Below are 17,961 nucleotides of genomic sequence, written 5' to 3' on the forward strand. Positions count from 1 at the left end.
CCTCCTTGGTGCTGGTGGGGCGGGTGGGAGCGGGGCAGGCCGGGGTCTCCCGTATACCGCCCTACGGTAGCGGGGGCCCACGGCCGATCCCGGACCGGTTCAGATGCCGAGCTTCCGCCCGGCGTACGCGATGCGCAGGGTGCACTCCTCGTGGACCAGCCGGAAGTGCATACGGCCCGGTGACGGCAGGAAGTCGCAGTGCCAGTCGAACAGCCGGTCCTCGCCGTCGGTGTCGGGGAACCAGCACAGCCGCCGCCGGGCCTCGAATTCGGTGCGAACGTAGGAACGCCACTGGGGCGCGACGGGCTGTCGCACTGGATCCCAATCGCTGACCGCGTCCTGGAGCTCCCCGAGCCGTTCGCCCACCGGCCGCACCCATACCTCGGGGAGTTCGGCGAAGTGCTGCTCCGCTAGCGACGTGAACTGCAGGAGCGGGAAAAGGTCCGCCCGCAGGCCCCACAGCTCGGTACCGGACCGCAGGCCTTCGACGGCCTTCTGCCGGACGGTGTTCGCGCCGCGCCGGATCCACGGCAGATGGGCCGTGATGTGCTCGGGGGTGGCGGCGTGCGAGATCTCCACCTCGGTCAGGGCGGAGCCGCCGTCCTGGTCGTCGAGGAGTTCCTCGCGGACGAGGGTCAGCCGGTCGGCGTTCCAGCGCGGCTCGACAGGCAGGGAGATGCCCAGACCTCCGGTCAGGTGCGCGGCTCCGAGCCCCTCGACGGTGTCCCCGTCGTGCCGGTACTCGACGTCCGAGTAGGTCTCCCCCTCGGGAAAGGCTTCTCGGTGGGGCCACTTGGACTGGAGGATCAGCAGCCGCTGCCACAGCTCCTTGGTGCCCGGGGTACCGATCCACTTGCCGATGGCGTGGCCCTCGGCGAGCTGTAACGCGGTGACCGGCTCTCGGGAGACTAGCAGGGTCCCGGCCCGGTCCTCCCTGGCCGCGGCTAGGACGGCCTTGACCATCTGGGTCATGGCATGGTTGACCCGCTGCGCGTCGGCACGGGTCTCGCAGGACTTCTCATTCAGGAACAGCTGCGGCACGTATCCCCCTCCGGATGGTGTGCGCCTTGCCCCGCATCCCCCGGCGGGTGTCAGCCTATGAGCTGGTCGAGCGTGTTCTCCAGTTCGTCGAAGAAGCCTTCGGGCCACTGGTCGAGCATTCCGTCCGTGTCGACCTGCGGGCTGACGAAGTCCACGCCGGTGCCGTCACCGCGGAAGTAGTGCAGCACCACCTGCGCGGGGGCGAGCCGCCCCCGCTTGACGGCGAGCCGCACGCCGTTGATGACGTGGTCGCTGTGGGTCTCCATGATCACCTGCGCGCCCTGCGCGGCGGCCGCGGCGGCCAGCGCTGCCATCCGGGTCTGGCCCTGCGGGTGCAGGTGCGCCTCCGGGTTCTCCAGGAGGACCAGGGAGCCGGGGCGTGCGGTGAGGCAGGCGACCACGATCGGCAGGACGTAGGTGAGGCCGAAGCCGACGTGGGTGGGGCGGCGGCGCCGGGTGGCGCCGAGTGTGCCCTGGAACCCGTACGAGAGGCGTACGGCGTCGGCGCCCTCGATGGCGTCGGCCTGAATGTCCACTCCCGGGCACAGTTCGCCCATCCAGGCGGCGGCCTGGTCGAGGAGGAGGTAGGACTCGGCACGGGGGTGGCGCAGTGGGCCCTCGGGGACCTCGTCACGGGCGTGGTGGCGGAGGAAGTTGACGGTGTGTTCGCCACGGACGCCGAGGAAGCCGCGGCCGATGGCGGCATGGTGGTCGCGCGGGTAGAACTCGGCGGGCGAGATCCGGTCGGCGTGCAGGTACTGGAAGGGGGCGGTGAGGAACGACGGCGTGACGGCCTCGGGCCCGGTGGGCGCGGCGGCCCCCTCCGAGGTCAGCGGCAGATCCGCGTGGAACAGGGGCAGCAAGTTCTGCTCGGCCTCGTACTCGACGAGCCAGCTGTAGTGGTACGGCCCCTCGCCGACACCGAGGCCGATCAGGGGCTCGCCACCTCCCGGGAAGTCCTCGTGCAGGACGTCGACACCGGTGCCGAGACCCACGAGTTCACCGTTGAGCAGAAAGCCCTGGTTCGCGACACTGGCCGTCATTCCCGCCCGTCGCGCTTCGGGGAGGTACTCGGAAACCGCGAGGTCGCCCGCCTCGTACGACTGGCGCAGCAGCGCAATGGCCTGGAGGACGCTGCTTTTGCCGGAGGAGTTGAGCCCGGTGAGGAGGGTGAGTGGCCCGAGCGGGAGCTCCGCCTGCTGGAACGCCTTGAAGTTATGCAGCGTCAGACAGTCGATCACTGTTCAGCCACCCCTCGGAACAGTCGTGCCACTTCCTGGAATCGGGTGCGGACCTTCCCCGGCCCCCCGGTGCCTACGGAGATCGACCGGTCGAAGTCCCAGTCGTCCATGAGCTCGAAGAACCTGTGGTGCACCTTCGCCCGAGACGCTACCAGTCTGCCCCGCTCGTGATCGTCGAGTAGTGCGAGATGGACGGAGATCGTCTCGAACAGTGCCTTGTTGATGGCGGGGGAACTCCGCGGCCCCCCACGCCACTTGCGGAAGGCGTGCTCACCGAACAGTTCCCGCGCGCACCGCATGGCCACCCGGAACTCTCGTGTCAGCTGTTCCCGCCGCTCCTCGGTAAGGCCGTTGACCTTGTACATCGCGTTGATGAGGAACTGGTCGAAGTCCTTCTCGGTGTGCTCGGCCGGATTGGTCAGGCGGAAGGCGAGGAAGCGCAGCACCATCTCCCGGTCGGCCATCCGTTCGTCGGACACGCTCCACCGGGTGGCTTCACCGAACGCCGGGTCCTCGGCCAGGTCGGCGAGGAACGCCCGGACGGGACCCCGCACCAGCGCATGCCGCAGCTCCTGCGGTTTCAGTGGCATACCGCCGGTGTTGATCCGGGAGAACACGTTGTACTTGACGGCCTCCGGGGTGCCTTGCTGCATGATGTGGACGGTGAGCTGGGTTTCACGCAACCGGATCTTCAGCCGCCCGGTCAGGTCCTGGTACGTGCTGCCGTTAAATTTCCAGAGGTAGTCCAGGCCCCGGAGGGCCAGCGGGCCGAGGCCCGTGAGCTTGGGCTCCATGAACCGGGCGATGGCGGTGAGCCGTTGGACGCCGTCCACCACGGCCCACTTGTCCTCGTCGTCCTGGGCCATGTGGAAGTTGGAGATCGGGATGCGCAGCAGCAGCGACTCGATCAGCCGGCTCTGCGAACGGTCGCTCCAGATCCCGGCCCGGCGCTGGAAGTCCGGCGCGAGGTCGATCATGCCCTCCCGCAGCCGGGACAGCAGCAGGTCCACGGTGGTGGTCTCCGTATGGATCTTGATGCTGTCGGGCCGGAACGGGGCGGAGAGACCCTCCGCGTCGCTGTAGTCCTCGCCCTCCTCGTCGGCAGGCAGCTCCAGCTCCACGCCGGTGGGCCGACCGTCGGAACCGATTTCGAGGGGCGCACCCAGCGGCAGGAAGAGCGCGTCCGGCTCGTCGACGTCCTCCGCCTCGGCGTACCCGTGGGGTCCCACCGGCAGGTTCCGCCCGGCGGCCCCGCCGCCGTCGCTGTCTTCCAGGCCCGTCATGGTCCCCGTTGCCCTCCGCCGCCGTCCGAAGCCGTTCCCGGCCCAGCCTATAGACGGGCCTCACGGCCTGTCAGCGCGACCGTCCGGGGCCGTCGGCACCGTCAGTGCGGCAGGTCCAGCTCGGCCACGACCGTCTTGCCGACGGGCACGCGGTCAAGGACGTCCCACCGGTCGGCGAGCGCCTCCACCAGGAGCATGCCCCGGCCGGTCTCCGCCAGCGGCGGCATCGGGGGGCGTGGCGCGCCCGGGGCGGGCGGCCGGAGTTCGCCCCGGGTGTCGGAGACCGCGATACGCAGGGTCCGGCCGAGGATCTCGGCGGTGACCTCGAAGTCCCGGCCGGGGACGCGGCCGTGCGTGACCGCGTTGGCGGCGAGCTCTGCGACGAGCAGGGCGGCGGTGTCGGACGCCTCGCTGCCGTACGGCACGCCCCAGGCGTCGAGCTGGTGCAGTACGAGCCGGCGGGCGAGGCGTGCGCCACGCGGAGTGGAGCTGAAGCGCTGGACGAACACACCTACGGTGAGCAGCGCTTGACCGGTCGCGGGGGTGGACGGTGCAGTCATGCGCCCACGATGGCGGCGCTCAGCGCCCTTCACCAGCGGCGACGCGCGTACGCCGCATCGGCGTACGCACACCCCGGGTGGCCTGTACGCGGCACCGGGCGTGACGCCGAGCCGAGCCTTCGCCCACGGCGGCCGGGCCCGTCGCGGGCAGTACGGTGACGACCGAACGACGGCCGGAGCACCGAACCGCACCGTCAAGGCCGGGCCCGTCGCGAGACGGCACCCTGGAGACCGTCGGCCGGGTCGAGCGGACGGCTTCCCGTGCGTCAGAAGTCGTGCAGGCGACTGCGAGGCGCTTGGGTCGCCGGCGTGGACAGCGCGTCAGCGGCTACTTCGACATCGACGTCGGCCTGGACTCTGCGGAACTGTTCGAGGGTCTCGAATTCCTGGTCCGTGAAGCCGCCTTCGCTCAGACGAATGGCCTCCGCCAAGAATTGGATGGTCTGCCCGATGCGAACGGCATCCTCCGCGGCGCCACGGTGGAGCGATCGATAGGACTTGGCAGTGGGACCCCGCCAGCCGGTCTCGATGCCGTCGACGATCTCGTCCATGCGCTTGACTTGTTCGCCGAGATACTCCTGCATGTCATCCAAATCGTCCGCCAGTTTCTTCAACTGCGACGATGTATAAGCGAGTTGGGGCTCATCGCCCATGCCGGTCCCCCGCATTCGAACTTGTGCTGCAAGCCGCAAGCCACCCTAGCAACGCGGTCACACCTCCGCAGGCCTGCGATATCCCACACCACGGGGGACGACCCTCAAGCGGAATAGGGGCCCCTTGCCGCCCTTGTGGCGACTGCCCCTCCGCCCCCTCCATCACCCTTATCCCCTATCCCTCAAGGGCGGGCAACCGATGGGACGGCCATATGATCGGCATGCTCGACACGGTGCCCGCACCTGATGCCGCCCAACCGATGAGCAGCATCGCGGACGTCTGAACCGAGGGGGATCAGCACCTTGCAGGACGAAGACCGGATAACCGTCGATTTCGCCACCCTGCAGCGCCTTTCGGGCGATCTCGAGGCGATACTCCGCGTCCTCAACGAGAAGCTGGACACGTTGTACGAGCGGACCGCCAAAGCCGTGCTGAGCTGGGACGGTGAGGCACGCGAGGCCTTCATCGACGAGCTGGACAAGTGGAGCCACTCCGCCGACGACCTCAAAGCCACCCAGGCCTGGCTCCACGAGGTAGTGGTGAAAGGGCACCTGAACTACACCGCGGCCAACAGGTCCGTACTCGAAGGCTGGGGAGGCGGCGCCTGATGGCCGGCCCCTCCGCACCCGCCCAGTCGCCGGGCGGCAACGGCACCATCGACGTCAAGCCGAGCGACCTCTGGTCGGTCTCCGGTCGGGTCGCCGCGCAACAGGAGTTCCTGCTGCGCGGTGCCAACAAGCTTCTGGAGGAGCTGGGCAAGTACCCCGACGCAGGAGGCGCCGGCACCGAGGCCCAGAAGTTCGCCCAGGCGTACAAGAAGATCGGCAACCGCTGGCTGGAGGTCTGGGGCCGGTCCGTACTCAGCGTCGGCGGCGTCGCAGTCGGGTTCACCGAGACGGCCAACGCCTACACCAGGGCTGACGTGGCGGCCCACCCCAAACCGGGGAAGACGGCCGAACAGCGCCCCCGGCCCGCGGTCATCGACAAGGCCCCGAACTTCGGCTCGGTGCCCGACATCAAGTGGGGCGACGACGACGGCGGCGACGACATCCTGCGCGGCTTGATGGAAGGCATCCCCGAGATCGTCCGGGACGTCCTCCAGCCGCTGTGCAAGCACGTGTTCCGGGTCGGAAGGGTGGCGGACGTCCACCCCTTCCCGCAGCAGCACTACCTCAACTCCCTGTGCCACAGCTGGATGAACGTCTCCATCGTCGCGTCATTGGGGGCGGACCAGCTCACCCAGGCCGTCGGTGCCATCACCAACCACCAGCAGGCCGACTGGGAAGCCGCGATGCGGACCTTCTGCAGCGCCTTGTGGGGAGGGACGGCCTGGGGACAGCAGCAGCATGGCTACCAGTGGGGGCAGACCGCCAACTCCGGTCCGGGCACGCCGCGCGTCCCCACGGGCACCGAGCCCGTCCTGGCCGTACTGAAGGACACGGCAGACAACATCGCCACCATCCTGCGCGAGTACGCCGAGGCCGCCGTCGACCTCAACCGCGACGTCCCGGACGAGCTCCACCGCGCCATGTGGAAGGCCGCCAACGAGATCCTCGAGGACCTCGCCAAGCCCAAGGACCCCAAGAGCATCCTCACCACCGTCACTTCCGCCATCGGCAAGGGTGCGGGCCTGATCCTGTCGTTCGACGTCAAGACGGTACTGAACATCGACACGGGCAAGCTGAACGGGATCGTCGATAAGTACACCGGCATCCTGGGAGGCCTGACCACCCGCATGGAGGCGCTGAAGGGGCCGCTGGACGAGGCGTACCGCAGTGCCCCCAAGTTCGAGGCCGGCGTCGCCCGTGCGCACGGTTTCGGCACTCGGGCCCTGGAGGAGTTCAAGGGCTCGCAGGTCTGGCTGAAGATCGACTCGAACGGCAACTACGACCTGAACCTCGCCGCCAACGAGTACATGGGAGACGGCCATACCCTGGACAAGCACGTCGGCAAGACGGACGAGCAGTTGGCGCAGCGCTTGCGTGACCAGCAGTCGAACGGACCGACCCTGGCCTGGCCGCACGGCAAGCCGAAGATCGGCAGTTCCTCCGCCTTCCCGAACTACCAGCGTGCGGAGGAACTGACCGAGTACAACCTCAACCAGAACAAAGCCGCCATCGAGGCGTGGATCAAGGGCCCTCCCCCGCCGGCCGACGGCGCCGTCGAGCCGTTCCACTCGACGGCGCCCAACGGCGAGACCAGTGGCCGCAGCGTGAGCAAACAACCGGTGGACCCGAACGACCCGCTGTCCGGGTACAAGCAGGGCGGCCTGAACGCCAAGGGGTACGAGGTGAACGGCATCGACACGCGAATCCGGTACGACAGCAGCCGCAACCCGCCGTTCACGGTCATGACGTCGATGCCCTACAAGCCCTAGCGCTCCGCCGAGAAAGGCCAGCACCACATGCCCGTCGACCAAAAGTCCTGGGAAGCCGCGGTACGCCACCTGTACGAGGACGCGTACCCGTACGACGCCACGGGCCCACGCCGCCACGAGGACTGGATCCTCGACGTCCTCGCGCTGATGGCGAGGGTCCCGGACCCCCGCGGCTGGGCCGGTCTCGACGACGCGGCCCAGAACCCGGAGCGCGAGGCGTCCCCCACGTACCCCTTCGTCGCCCACCCCCCGGAGTACATCGCGAGGCGTCTCCAGGAGATCGACCGGGACAGCGCCGAGAACCTGCTCCTTGCCCTCACGGACGACCGCTGCACCCTGTCCAACCTGAGGCGCTTCACGGAAGGCGAGGATGAACTGCGTGCGATGGCGCGCACGATCCTCGCGCGCTACGGGGACGGGGCCGGCTATCACACCAACATCAACATGCCCGGCCACGTTCGCGGCACGCTCGACTTCACGTCGTCGAGCTGGGCGTACAACCCGCTGAGCGTCTACTCGGAGGACTGCGGCCTGATCGTCGTCTCGGACACCGAGGTGGGCATGTTCTGGAATTTCGCCGACTACTGATCCGTCCGGACGGGTCGGGCAACACCATCCCATGACCCGGTACAAGAACCACGGGCTCAACGTGCGGGCGATCGACGTAAAGAACGTAAATACGGTCCTGAAGTACGATTCCAGACTCGGTCCGCCCTCCATCATCCTTACGTCCATGCCCGCCCCGTGACCGACCGACCGGAAGCCGAATGAACTCCATCGACAGCGCTCTCTGGGACGCCACGCTGGAGCGGCTCCTCGACGACGTGTATGCCTTTGCGATGACCGGGCCCCGGCGGGACGAGGACTGGGGACGGGACGTCCTGGCCGTCATGGACCGGTCGGTCACCGACCCGCGGGGCTGGCAAACACTGGAGTGGCAGATCGACAAGGAGGGGCGCGAGAACGTCCGTCCTTCCTTTCCGTTTCTTCCGCTCACGGCCGAGCAGGTGCATGCGTGGACGTATCCCGTCACGGCCTCTGCCGCCGCCGAGCTGCTAGCTTCCTTGACCCAGGAGTGGTTCTTCGAAGGCCGCCCCGTCCGGACGCGCGCCGACCGGGACGATGTGCTGGCCGACGCTCGGATGGTGCTCGGCCGGTTCGGAGCCGACGCCGACTTCCGTACCTCCTCCGACCTGGCCCGGACCTCCGCCTCGCCGGACTTCCTAGCCGGTGAACTCGCCGGCGGCCGGGCCTTCACCTACCACCTGATGGACCTCGGACTGATCGCCGTGAGCGCGGACGAGGTCGGGGTCTTCTGGTCGTTCAACGCGAACTGAGAACACGCACACAGACCGGGAGTCAACCGTTCCCGGCGCCTTGGAGGAAGGTAACCATGCTGACGCGATCCGCGACGTACCCCGACCGCGAGACCGCCCAATGGGCCACCCAGCAGGTGGTGACCGCCAACGAGCAGGCCATCCACCGCTGGCTCGCCCAGAACACGCGGGCCCGCCTCACCGTCGAGGCCGCCTGGCCCTTCCGCGAGGAGCCCGTGGGCCGGGTCCAGCTGGAAGCCGAGCTGCTGGCGGGCCGCGGACCCGTCGACGTCCGTGCGGCGCGCGTGGTGCTGCGCCGCGAGCCGTCGAGCCCGCACGGTTTCGTCGTCCACACGACCGTCCCGTTCTACCTGTAGGGGTCGCACGCACATGTCCATGAAGCCCCTCGAACACGACCGGCGGTACGGCGAGCTGGACCAGGTGATGCGCGCGTACCTGGGGCAGCCGGCCGACGACACCCCGGAGCGGCGCAGTCGTGCGCTGGACGCGTACCTCCGTCACACCTGGCACACCCGCCCTTCGGCCATCGCGGAGGCCGAGCGCCAGCTGCGCGAGTACAGCCGCAACCCTCCGGGCCGCATCCGGCACGGCCTGGGAGAGTTCTACGCGATCCCGGACACCGGGAAGCCGCAGTCGGAGATCGGCGACTGGCTGATGGTGCTGGCCGACCACCTGAAGAAGAGCATCGAGGAAGGCGACGTCCCGCAGCCGTCATCCCCACAGACGCACTGGGAGTGGCACGCGCGCTTCCCGGAAACCGCGCAACTGCTCGGCGGCTGGTTCTCGCAGGACATCGTCGACGAGTTCCCCGACCACGACGCCGCCGTCGCCGACTACGCGGCCACCACCGACCCCCAGCTGGTCGCGCGCCTGGTGGGCGAACTCCACGAGCTGCTCGCGCTCCCCCTGGACGAGGGGGACTACGCCTTGGCCGCCGCCGAACTCGGCATGGAGGTGGGCCCGCCCGAGCCGTTCTCCCACGGCGCCTGGTTCCAGTCGGTGGCGACGACCCTGTCTGCCATCTGATCCGGGTCGACGGCCGGGGACCGGCCATCGTGGTGACGCCGGGGCTGGACTCCGCGACCTCCCGCCGGGCTGTGCGCGGGGCCGTTCAGGGGCTGCGGATCAGGTTGCGGAGGCTGGCGACGAGGGCTGCGACATCGCGTTCGCCCTGCTTCGGGGCCGCCGTGTCGGGCGATTCCGGCTTCTGATGCACGGTACGGCAGGGATTGCAGAGGCCGTCCGGGAGTGCCTCGGCCGGGCCGGGACGGCCGCATTCGGCGCACTCGACCAGGAGACTGCGCACGGGAGTGCCGGGCAGGCCCGATGCCGGTGCCGGTGCCACGGGCAGTTGGGGCGGCATCTTGTCGGTGAGGCGGCGGCGCACCAGGCCGATGGGTGATCCGATCCGCTCGGGAAGCCCGGCGGTGAGCGCCGAAGTCAGGTAGTCGGCGCTGACACCGCGCGCGAACCAGGCGGCGGCAAGTGGCTCCAGGGCGGCGCAGTCGGCGGCGGAGAGCGCCAGGCGGGGTTCGCGGCGCCCGAGTTCGGCCAGGGCGAGGTACTCGGGCGAAGGAGTCGCAGCAGCCGAAGGGTCGGCTGCGGGCGGCTGGTATTCCGGCGCCGGGGGTACCGGCGGGTTCGGTCCGGGGAGCGCCGTGGCGCCTGCTTCCAGCGGCCGGTCCGGGGACGGCTCCGCGGTGCGCTGCCGGGGTACGACTGGCTCGGGCCCGGGGACGGCGGAGGGTGCGGATGCCTGCTCCGGCGCGGCAGCTCCATCTGCGAGCCTGGCTGCCCACCACTCGTTGTCGTGGGCGGCGCGTGACCAGTAGGTGAGCGTCACCCACCGGTGCTGACCGCCGCTCTCGACGCGGCAGCGTACGCGGCGCAGGTGCCCGGCCACGGCAAGGGCGCGCAGGGCGGTACCGATGGCCATCTGGCCGTACAGGGGAAGGTCCTTTGCCAGGGACTTGATGTCCATGGCGGCGCCGTCGGGCAGGTGGTCGACATACCCGGCGACATACCGCTCACGCTCCGGCAGGAAGGCGAAGTCGTGGCCGCCGGGCTGGCCTTGGCCGGGGACGGACTGCTTGCCGTAGCCGGTGCGGGCTTTGCCGTACGGACGTGAGGCTGCGGGGGCGGGCAGCGCGGAGTTAGGATGCTGAATAGCCACGAGATCGTCTTTCTATGGGTGCGATCTTGAGGTGAGACCCCGGCCGGTGCTGGTAACACCGCGTCGGGGTCGTTTCGTTGCGGGCACCGTAAGCAGCCGCGACTCTCCGCTGCAACTTGCTCACAATTAGTCATACTGTCCGGCCGGGACGGGGCGGGGAGGGTGGGGAGGTTTCCCCAAAACCCCCTACCTACCTCCCGGATGAACAACACCGCTCGGACCCCGGACCCCGGATCCCGACCCTCGAACCCCGGAGCTCAAGCGTCGGGCCGCGCACCTCTCCCGGACCACCGAACGAGTGACAGGACGGTGCACGGTGCTCAAGCCTCAAGACTCGGGACCCGAGTTCCGGGGCCGGCGTCCGGGCCTCCGCCAAGCCCGGTATCACCGTCGAGGTGAGCCACCGCGCGCTTCCGCCTGAACTGAAGTACATCTGCCGCCACTTCGACGGGCGGGGAGCGGGGCAAGCGGTCGGGCGCCCCGCGCATGGGGCGGACACTACGATGCACCACCCTCGCCGTGCGTACGCTGCGTCAGCGTACGCACACAATGAGTGGACAGTACGCATCACTCCGCGTGACGATGGAGCCGAGTCAGAAGCGGTACGGCGGGGTGGGTGCGCGCGAAAGGTGGCCGACGGTGGCCTACGAGAACACGGATGGCTGCATTGCTGGAGCGGCGACGGGAGGAACGGGCGCGGGAGCCGGCGCCGAACCAGGGATGTCGGACAGTCTGCGTACGTTCGGCGCGTTCGTCCAGGCTTTACGGGAGCACGCGGGCTTCAGCCGCGAGGAGTTCGGCGACCTGGTGCGCTTCTCCAAGCACACGGTCGCCTCGATCGAGCAGGGCCGCCGGATGCCGGACCGCGACTTCGTGGAGCGCGCGGAGGAAGCGCTCGGGAACACCGGCGCGCTACGGAAGGCGGCGCCACATCTGACGCGGCAGGCGGGGCTGGCGAGTTGGTTCCGGCAGTGGGCGCGGCTGGAGACGCAAGCGGTGACCTTGTGGACCTATGAGTGCCGGGTGATTCCCGGACTGCTCCAGACCGAGCGGTACGCGCGAGCCGTGACAGTAAGCGTGCCGCCCGTAAAGGACGAGGAGCAGGTAGCCAAGCAGGTTACGGCTCGGTTGGAGCGCCATCAACTGTTCGAGCGTAAGCCACCGATCGCGTTCAGCTTCATCGTCGAACAGGCGCTTATCGAGCGCGGTACGGGAGGCCCTGACGTGATGCGGGAGTTGCTCGACAGCCTCCTGGAGCGGTCGTTGCAGTTCAACGTCGAGTTGCAGATCATGCCGCGATACCAGCCGGATCATGCTGGGTTCGACGGCCCGTTGATGCTGCTGGAATCGCAGGACAACAAGTGGTTCGGCTATGCGGAGGGACAGCGTGGCGGCATGCTGATCTCAGACCCGAAGGAGGTCAGCATCACACTCCAGCGGTATGCGAAACTGCGCTCACAGGCTCTCACCTCCGAGGACTCCAGGAGCCTGCTGAAGCAACTGCGAGGAGCGCTATGAGCAGCATCGACGAACGGGCTTGGTTCAAGAGCAGCTACAGCGGTTCGGACGGTGACGCCTGCATCGAGGTGGCGAAGGGGACGCAGGCGATCCACGTCCGCGACTCCAAGGACCAACTGAGCCCCGAACTCGCCCTCTCCCCCGCTGCGTGGGGCGACTTCGTCTCCTACGCCACCCAGGGCTGACCCTCACGCCCCGCGCCGGACCCGTCCGGCGCGGGGCGCTGCCGTTCACCGGGCAGGCGGCGTCCACTTCCCCTTGTCGACGGCCTCCTGAAGCCGTGCGGAGAAGTAGGCGTGCGCTGCGCGCATCTCCTTCTCCCGGTCGGCCTTGTAGAAGGGCGCGGTGTAGCCCTCGGGAGGCTCGGGCCGCTCCTTCTTCTGGAAGGCGAGGAGGTGCTCGTAGTGCTCCTTGGTCTGGCCGAAGCCGTACGTGTACCGATTGCCCGCGATCTTGCGTGCGTTGGCGTCGAACCATGTGACTGCGTCGAAGTCCTGCATGATCGGGAAGCGGGACTTATACATGGCTACGAGAGCTTCAGCACTGACGCCGAGCCAGACGGCGACGAGCGCGTCAATCTCCACGAGGGCTGCTCGCCGCGCACGCTCTGTGCGGAGGGCAGTGTTCCGATTCCATGCCGGGCCGACAGTGTGCAGTGGCTGCAGGTCCGGCCAGTCGCACGCCCACGGTTCGTAGGCAGGCCACGTGGGGTCATACAGCTCCTCCCAGAGGTCCGCATACGTCTTGGTAAGGCAGTTGAGACGGAGAGTGCGGAGGAGCAAAGAGGAAGCGAGTGGGTGATCCTCTTTCGGTGCGGGTAGCGATCGCGCACCCCGCACTTGCAGGTCCCCTCGGCCTGTTGTTCGTACGAAGTAGTCGACGGGGAGAGAAGCCCAGAAGGCCCCAACGAGCGCTGTCCTTCTATCGTTGCCAGCGGTCAGGCTGTGCACCATATGGATATGAGCGGGTCCCGGAGGCACCAGCGCCGCATACAGCGCCCGCTCCGTGTCCGGTGCGATCTGACGCCGCCACGCCACCCGGTAGAACTCCGTGTACGGCCGTCGCAGCCGCCGCAAAAGCTCCGCCTCCACCTGCTCGTCCGTGACGTCGGCCGATGCCACCCCGATGCGCCCCGCTGCGGCGTTCAGCGCCCGGGTCACCTCGCGCTCGGACGCCTTGAGCTGCTCCAGCGTCCTGCCATCGCTCCATACGTCCTGAACAGCCCGGTACACCTCAGGCTTTGCAACGTAGACGTACTCGGACTCGGGCAAGGCATCGTCCGCCAGGGTCATCGGATTGAGGCCCAGGATCTCGCCGACGCCCTGGCTCGGCTGCTTGAACATGGGGTTAGCCAGGCCGATCTGCGGTCCTTTAAGGATCACCTCAGACCAGTCGGTTGGCCGCCGGACCACACCCGCGTCGTCCGGCGCGTTGTAATCGATGAGGTCGTCGTCCTTGGCGATCTTCTCGTTGTAGCCGCTGGTGATTTGTGGGTCGTACTCCGCAAGTCTCAGCGAGTAGTCGGCCAGCGCCTCGATCGCCTTTGCCTCCGCCGTACTCACCGGCGACAGTAGCCGGGCCTGACGTACGGGCTGCGCTTCGTCGCCGGTCAACTTCTGCCACCGGGCGAGCGTGGCCTCGTCCACCCGGACAATCCGCCTGCGGTGCGGGCGTTCGTCCCAGCTGTCGCTGAAGCGGACCCCGGGGTCGGGAGCCGTTCCGTCGTCGTCCGCCGACAGGCGCAGGGCGTCCACGGAGAAGAGCCACGACAGGTGGTCGAAGCCGATCTCTCCCGCCTGACCGTAGACGTGGACACCGAAGTGGCTGGATCGACCCACGGGGGGCGGAAAGAAGCGGTTCCCCGCGTTCACGAAGTCGCCGTGGACCCGGAGCCTGGTGTAGGCGGCCTCGCGCAGTCGGCCCTCCTTGTCCCCACTGAAGTGGGAGTCGGGGTGGACGAGACCCACAGTGCCGTTCTCGGCCAAGTGCTCCCAGGTCCGGCACATGAACGCCCGATACAGGTCCGGTCGCGTTCCCGAGATCAACGGATACGACACGGCACTACTCAGAAGCTCGGCCGTACCTGCCGTCGCGGTCAAGTCACGCAAGTACGCCATGCGATAGGAGGCGTTCTCCAGAATCGCGCTCTTGTGCTCCCTCCGCGCTGTGACCGACTGCTTCTCGACGAGCTGAAACCACGGGTCGAACTCGGCCAGTACCACGCCTTCGTTCCAGTCCGGCCGCACCCAAGGCGGGTTCCCCACCTGAAGGTCGAACCCGCCCGCCCGCCCCCGGAACACGTGGGCGAAGTGCAGCTCCCAGTGGAAGAAGCCGTGGCCGTCCTCCGCCTTTATGTCCTTCTCCGTCGTGCCGGCGATGTCCTCGACCGTGTTCAGCCACGGGTAGCGGAACGGCAGCCGTGCCGGGGTGTCCATGCCGAGGAGGCCCTCCAGGCGGTCCTCCACATCACTCAGCAGCTCCAGCGCATCGTCCGGGTCCAGGTCCTCGATGCCCGCCAGGTACGAACCCTCGGGCAGGTCCTCCTTGCCCAGGACCGACTCCAGGAAGTCGAGCCAGTCGGCGAACGTCACCAGGGGGATGCACGCGCGCCGCTGATCCTTGACCTGGGCCCGGCGGCCCGACGAGCCCCGCTTGGACCCGGTCGCCAGCCCGGCGCCCGCGCCCAGTTCCTCCTGCTCGCCGTCCGGGTCGTCGAACAGCCCGGTCGCCTGCCACAGCTGGTCCCCGGGGGCGGGGGCGGTCGACTCCACCGGCACCTCGGCGGCTACCGCCGCGCGCGCCCCGCGCATCAGCCCCGCAACCGACGACTCGTCGACCAGCGCGCCCCCCATCCCGTACACCGGGTCCGTGCCGTCGAGTTCGCCGGTCTTGTCCAGAGGCCAGAACCACAGCGCGCACCACGCGTCCATCACGGTCTTCAGCCGCCAGTACGGCGTACCGTGGCGCGTCAGGTCGTCCAGGACCTTCTGTTTGTCCGCCGCCTCCGACGACTGTTCCAGCCAGTCCGCGCCCCACACGTCGATACGGCGGGCGATCGTCCGCTCGGAGAGTTCCAGCCGGGTGGCGACAAGGGACCACAGGAACTCGGCGCGGCGGGCCACGCCCTGCAGCCGGCCCAGTTCGGTCTTCTCCGCCGCCTTCTGCCACCGGTCGTAGCGCTTCTGCCGTGCCTCGTCGGTCTCGTCGCCGCGCTCCTGGAACGGCTTCGGCCCCTTCGGGGCCTTCTGCACGCCCTTGCGCCACCTGCCGAGCGCCTTCGCCGCGTCCTCCGCGAGCTTCTTGGCCTCCGCCTCGCCCGCGACCGCGCCCCAGCCGATCGCGGGCAGCAGGAACTGGTGCACCGCGCCCTCGGGCAGCGGGCCGTCCCGGAACGGCAGGTCGGTCGGCGGCAGGGTGTTCTTCTTCGCCAGCCACTGGCCGTCGGTCAGGACGTCGGCCTTGTAGACCTTGCGGCCCGCGCCGATGAGCGAGTTGCCGCGCCGCAGGTGCAGGCCGAACCAGGGGGCCCGCATGCCCGGGTGCATGGAGTTGAGCCACAGGGAGACCTCGGCCAGCTCCACCGCCGTGGCGTTGAGGTCGACCCCGTAGGCGTTGTGCAGGGCGACGTACGCCTTGGCCTTCTGGAGCTCGATCTGCCGCAGTTCGGGGTCGATGCGGCGGCCCAGCTCGTGTTCGCGCCGCCTCAGGTACTCGGCGGCCACCTGGTCGATCGCCTCGTTGAGGAACGCGCCCGAGCCGAGAGCCGGCTCGCAGATCTTCCACTCCAGGAGTTCCCTGGCCGGGGTCCTGGTGTCGTGCTGGTCCAGGCGGTGCTTGAGGGCCAGTTCGACCGTGACCTCGGTCAATGACTTCGGCGTGTAGTACGAGGCGGAGGTCTGGCGGTCGCGGCCGGCCAGCCGGTAGACGAACGTGTCCTTCGGGTGGACCACCCGCTCCGGGCGGCCGGTCTCGGAGTTGGTCCGCTGGACGAAGACCTCGTCCCGGTAGTCCTGGACGCGGGAGGCGGGGATCATCCAGCTGCCGCCCGAGGGGTCGCCGCCCTTGGCGACCTCGTACAGCTCCTCCTCGGCGATGAAACCGGAGTACGACATCAGGCCCTCGTACACCGCGCCGAGCTGGTTGATGCCGAGCTGGGCGTACGAGATGAACCCGCCGCGCTCCCTGCCCCGGCCCTTCGTGAGCATCAGGCGGCGCAGCACCTTGTGCAGGGTCTCGTTGCGCAGCCGGGTGTCCAGGAACGGGCGGCGGCGCTCGCCCTCGCCGCCCCGGTACGCCGGGTTCTCGATCTGGTCGTCCGAGATGAGGCGGACGGCTTCCTTGGTGAACAGTTCGGAGCTCAGGGCCTCGAAGCGCAGTCCCGCACTGGTGCTGCGGGCGGCGGCGCGGCGGGCGCGGTCGGCCTCGCGGACGCGTTCGGTGTGCTCGGCCCGGGTGATCGTGCCGGCGGCGAGGAGTTCGGCCGCCTCCTGCTCGGCCCGGGCGGCCTCGCGGGCGGCGGCCTCGGCCGTCAGGTCCTCGGGCTCGGTGCCGTAGCGGCGGTGGCCGTTCTCGACCTTGTCGAAGAGCAGGTCCAGCGACTCGTACAGGTGGAAGCCGCGCCGGGAGCGCTCGCCGACGAGGTCGCGCAGGACGAGGTCGCCGAGGCGCTGGAGGCCGTAGCCCTGCTCGTACTCCGGGTAGTCGGAGGGGAGGATGCCGAGCGCCGGGCTGGCCTCGGCGTACAGCAGGAACAGGATCCGGTACAGGTAGCGCAGCGACTCGCGGCTGAGCTCCTTGGCCAGGCGGGCCGGGTCGTCGAGTTCGGCCGGGGTGATGCCGTTCTCCGGTTCGCGCAGGCGGTCCAGGACCTCGCCCGCGATCCACTCGACGCTCAGGCGCAGGCCCTCGCGCAGTTCGGTGGAGACGCCGACGGCGTGCTTGCCGGACTTGTCGAGGAAGGCGGCGAGCGGCGCGGTGCCGCCCTCGGTGGGGACGCGCAGCGAGTCGGCGCCGAACAGCGCGGCCACCGTGTCGAGTTCGCCGCCGTGGCGGTCGTCGCGGCGGTTGAGTGCCGCGTCGAGGTCGGCGGCCAGGTAGCGGCCCTCGTGCCAGGCGAGGCGGTCGGCGAGGACGATGACGCCGCCGACGAGCAGGAGGACATAGCGCGGGGGTGTGTCGCAGGCGAAGAGGAAGTCGGTGACGGCCTTGGCGTCCTCGATGATCGCCGACCCCTCCAGGGCGACGGGGTGGAGCAGTCGGCCGGCGCCGTCCGGGTCGAGAGCGGCGTCGGGCTCGGTGGTCCAGCCGCAGGAGACGGCGTACAGGCCGGGTTCGGCATGGGCGACCTGGACGGTGTACGCGTGGTCGGCGCGGTGGACGGTGACGGTCTGCTCGTGGGCGTCGGTGTAGCCGAGGACGTGCAGGGTGTCCAGATGGACTTCGGTGAACCGCTTCTGCCAGCCCTCGGGCTCGGGAGCGTCGGGGTCGGCGAGCGCTTCCGCGTCCTCGGCGAGGGCGGCGCGGCCCGCGAAGTAGGGGCCGCGCAGGGCGCGCAGTCCCTCGCGGGGGGTGCGGACGCGCGGCGGTACGGAGGCGGGGTCGAGACCCTGGCGCTTTGCCTCGGCGACGGCGTCGGCGTGGCGGCGGCGTTCCTCCTCCTCGAACGCGGCCCAGCGGGCGAGGAGGCCGTCCTTGGCTTTGAGATCCTTGGGGAGGACTTCGGCGAGATAGTGGGCCGAGAGGTAGTCGCCCTGGTTGACCAGCGAGTCGTACGTCAC

15 protein-coding genes are annotated in these 17,961 nt (G+C 69.2%); 8 read left to right on the forward strand and 7 right to left on the reverse strand.

What is annotated here, in order from left to right:
* Window positions 1-99 precede the first annotated feature (99 nt).
* From NRF20_RS11830 to NRF20_RS11850, 5 genes are all read right to left on the reverse strand, one after another.
* Entirely contained in the window at window positions 100-1,041 is a 942-nt protein-coding gene (locus NRF20_RS11830; protein ID WP_413752545.1) for a hypothetical protein, read from the reverse strand.
* Between the two features lie 50 nt (window positions 1,042-1,091).
* Window positions 1,092-2,282, reverse strand: a complete 1,191-nt coding sequence (locus NRF20_RS11835; protein WP_413752546.1) for an AAA family ATPase — start codon at window positions 2,280-2,282, stop codon at window positions 1,092-1,094.
* Window positions 2,279-3,565, reverse strand: coding sequence for a DUF262 domain-containing protein (locus NRF20_RS11840; protein WP_413752547.1), 1,287 nt, complete (start codon window positions 3,563-3,565; stop codon window positions 2,279-2,281). Before NRF20_RS11840 ends, NRF20_RS11835 begins: the two co-directional genes overlap by 4 nt.
* A 101-nt stretch (window positions 3,566-3,666) precedes the next feature.
* Window positions 3,667-4,125: an ATP-binding protein gene (locus tag NRF20_RS11845; RefSeq protein ID WP_413752548.1), complete on the reverse strand. Its 459-nt coding sequence runs from the start codon at window positions 4,123-4,125 to the stop codon at window positions 3,667-3,669.
* A gap of 266 nt (window positions 4,126-4,391) precedes the next feature.
* Window positions 4,392-4,778: a WXG100 family type VII secretion target gene (locus NRF20_RS11850; RefSeq protein ID WP_413752549.1), complete on the reverse strand. Its 387-nt coding sequence runs from the start codon at window positions 4,776-4,778 to the stop codon at window positions 4,392-4,394.
* 303 nt (window positions 4,779-5,081) lie between these two features.
* On the opposite strand from NRF20_RS11850, the gene NRF20_RS11855 reads away from it, so the two are divergent.
* From NRF20_RS11855 to NRF20_RS11880, 6 genes are all read left to right on the forward strand, one after another.
* Window positions 5,082-5,387 carry a WXG100 family type VII secretion target gene (locus tag NRF20_RS11855; RefSeq protein WP_413752550.1) on the forward strand — a complete coding sequence of 102 codons (306 nt, stop codon included), beginning with the start codon at window positions 5,082-5,084 and terminating at the stop codon, window positions 5,385-5,387.
* A complete protein-coding gene (locus tag NRF20_RS11860; protein ID WP_413752551.1) occupies window positions 5,387-7,156 on the forward strand; it encodes an RNase A-like domain-containing protein in 1,770 nt (589 codons plus the stop codon). The genes NRF20_RS11855 and NRF20_RS11860 overlap by 1 nt, the downstream gene beginning before the upstream one ends.
* 27 nt (window positions 7,157-7,183) lie before the next feature.
* Window positions 7,184-7,744 (forward strand): hypothetical protein, encoded by a 561-nt coding sequence (locus tag NRF20_RS11865; protein ID WP_413752552.1) that lies wholly within the window; start codon window positions 7,184-7,186, stop codon window positions 7,742-7,744.
* A gap of 179 nt (window positions 7,745-7,923) precedes the next feature.
* Window positions 7,924-8,493, forward strand: coding sequence for a hypothetical protein (locus NRF20_RS11870; protein WP_413752553.1), 570 nt, complete (start codon window positions 7,924-7,926; stop codon window positions 8,491-8,493).
* 56 nt (window positions 8,494-8,549) lie between these two features.
* Window positions 8,550-8,849 carry an RNase A-like domain-containing protein gene (locus NRF20_RS11875; RefSeq protein WP_413752554.1) on the forward strand — a complete coding sequence of 100 codons (300 nt, stop codon included), beginning with the start codon at window positions 8,550-8,552 and terminating at the stop codon, window positions 8,847-8,849.
* Window positions 8,850-8,862: 13 nt separating this feature from the next.
* Window positions 8,863-9,519: a contact-dependent growth inhibition system immunity protein gene (locus NRF20_RS11880; protein WP_413752555.1), complete on the forward strand. Its 657-nt coding sequence runs from the start codon at window positions 8,863-8,865 to the stop codon at window positions 9,517-9,519.
* Window positions 9,520-9,604: 85 nt separating this feature from the next.
* Here the strand turns inward: NRF20_RS11880 and NRF20_RS11885 are convergent, their stop codons facing one another.
* Entirely contained in the window at window positions 9,605-10,666 is a 1,062-nt protein-coding gene (locus NRF20_RS11885; RefSeq protein ID WP_413752556.1) for a MarR family transcriptional regulator, read from the reverse strand.
* A 639-nt stretch (window positions 10,667-11,305) separates the two neighbouring features.
* On the opposite strand from NRF20_RS11885, the gene NRF20_RS11890 reads away from it, so the two are divergent.
* Window positions 11,306-12,184: a helix-turn-helix domain-containing protein gene (locus tag NRF20_RS11890; RefSeq protein WP_413752557.1), complete on the forward strand. Its 879-nt coding sequence runs from the start codon at window positions 11,306-11,308 to the stop codon at window positions 12,182-12,184.
* Entirely contained in the window at window positions 12,181-12,369 is a 189-nt protein-coding gene (locus NRF20_RS11895) for a DUF397 domain-containing protein (protein WP_413752558.1), read from the forward strand. The genes NRF20_RS11890 and NRF20_RS11895 overlap by 4 nt, the downstream gene beginning before the upstream one ends.
* A 45-nt stretch (window positions 12,370-12,414) precedes the next feature.
* On the opposite strand, the gene NRF20_RS11900 is transcribed toward NRF20_RS11895, so the two are convergent.
* Window positions 12,415-17,961: a DNA methyltransferase gene (locus NRF20_RS11900; protein ID WP_413752559.1), complete on the reverse strand. Its 5,547-nt coding sequence runs from the start codon at window positions 17,959-17,961 to the stop codon at window positions 12,415-12,417.

This window comes from Streptomyces sp. R-74717, from assembly GCF_047305335.1.
Taxonomy (GTDB): domain Bacteria; phylum Actinomycetota; class Actinomycetes; order Streptomycetales; family Streptomycetaceae; genus Streptomyces; species Streptomyces atratus.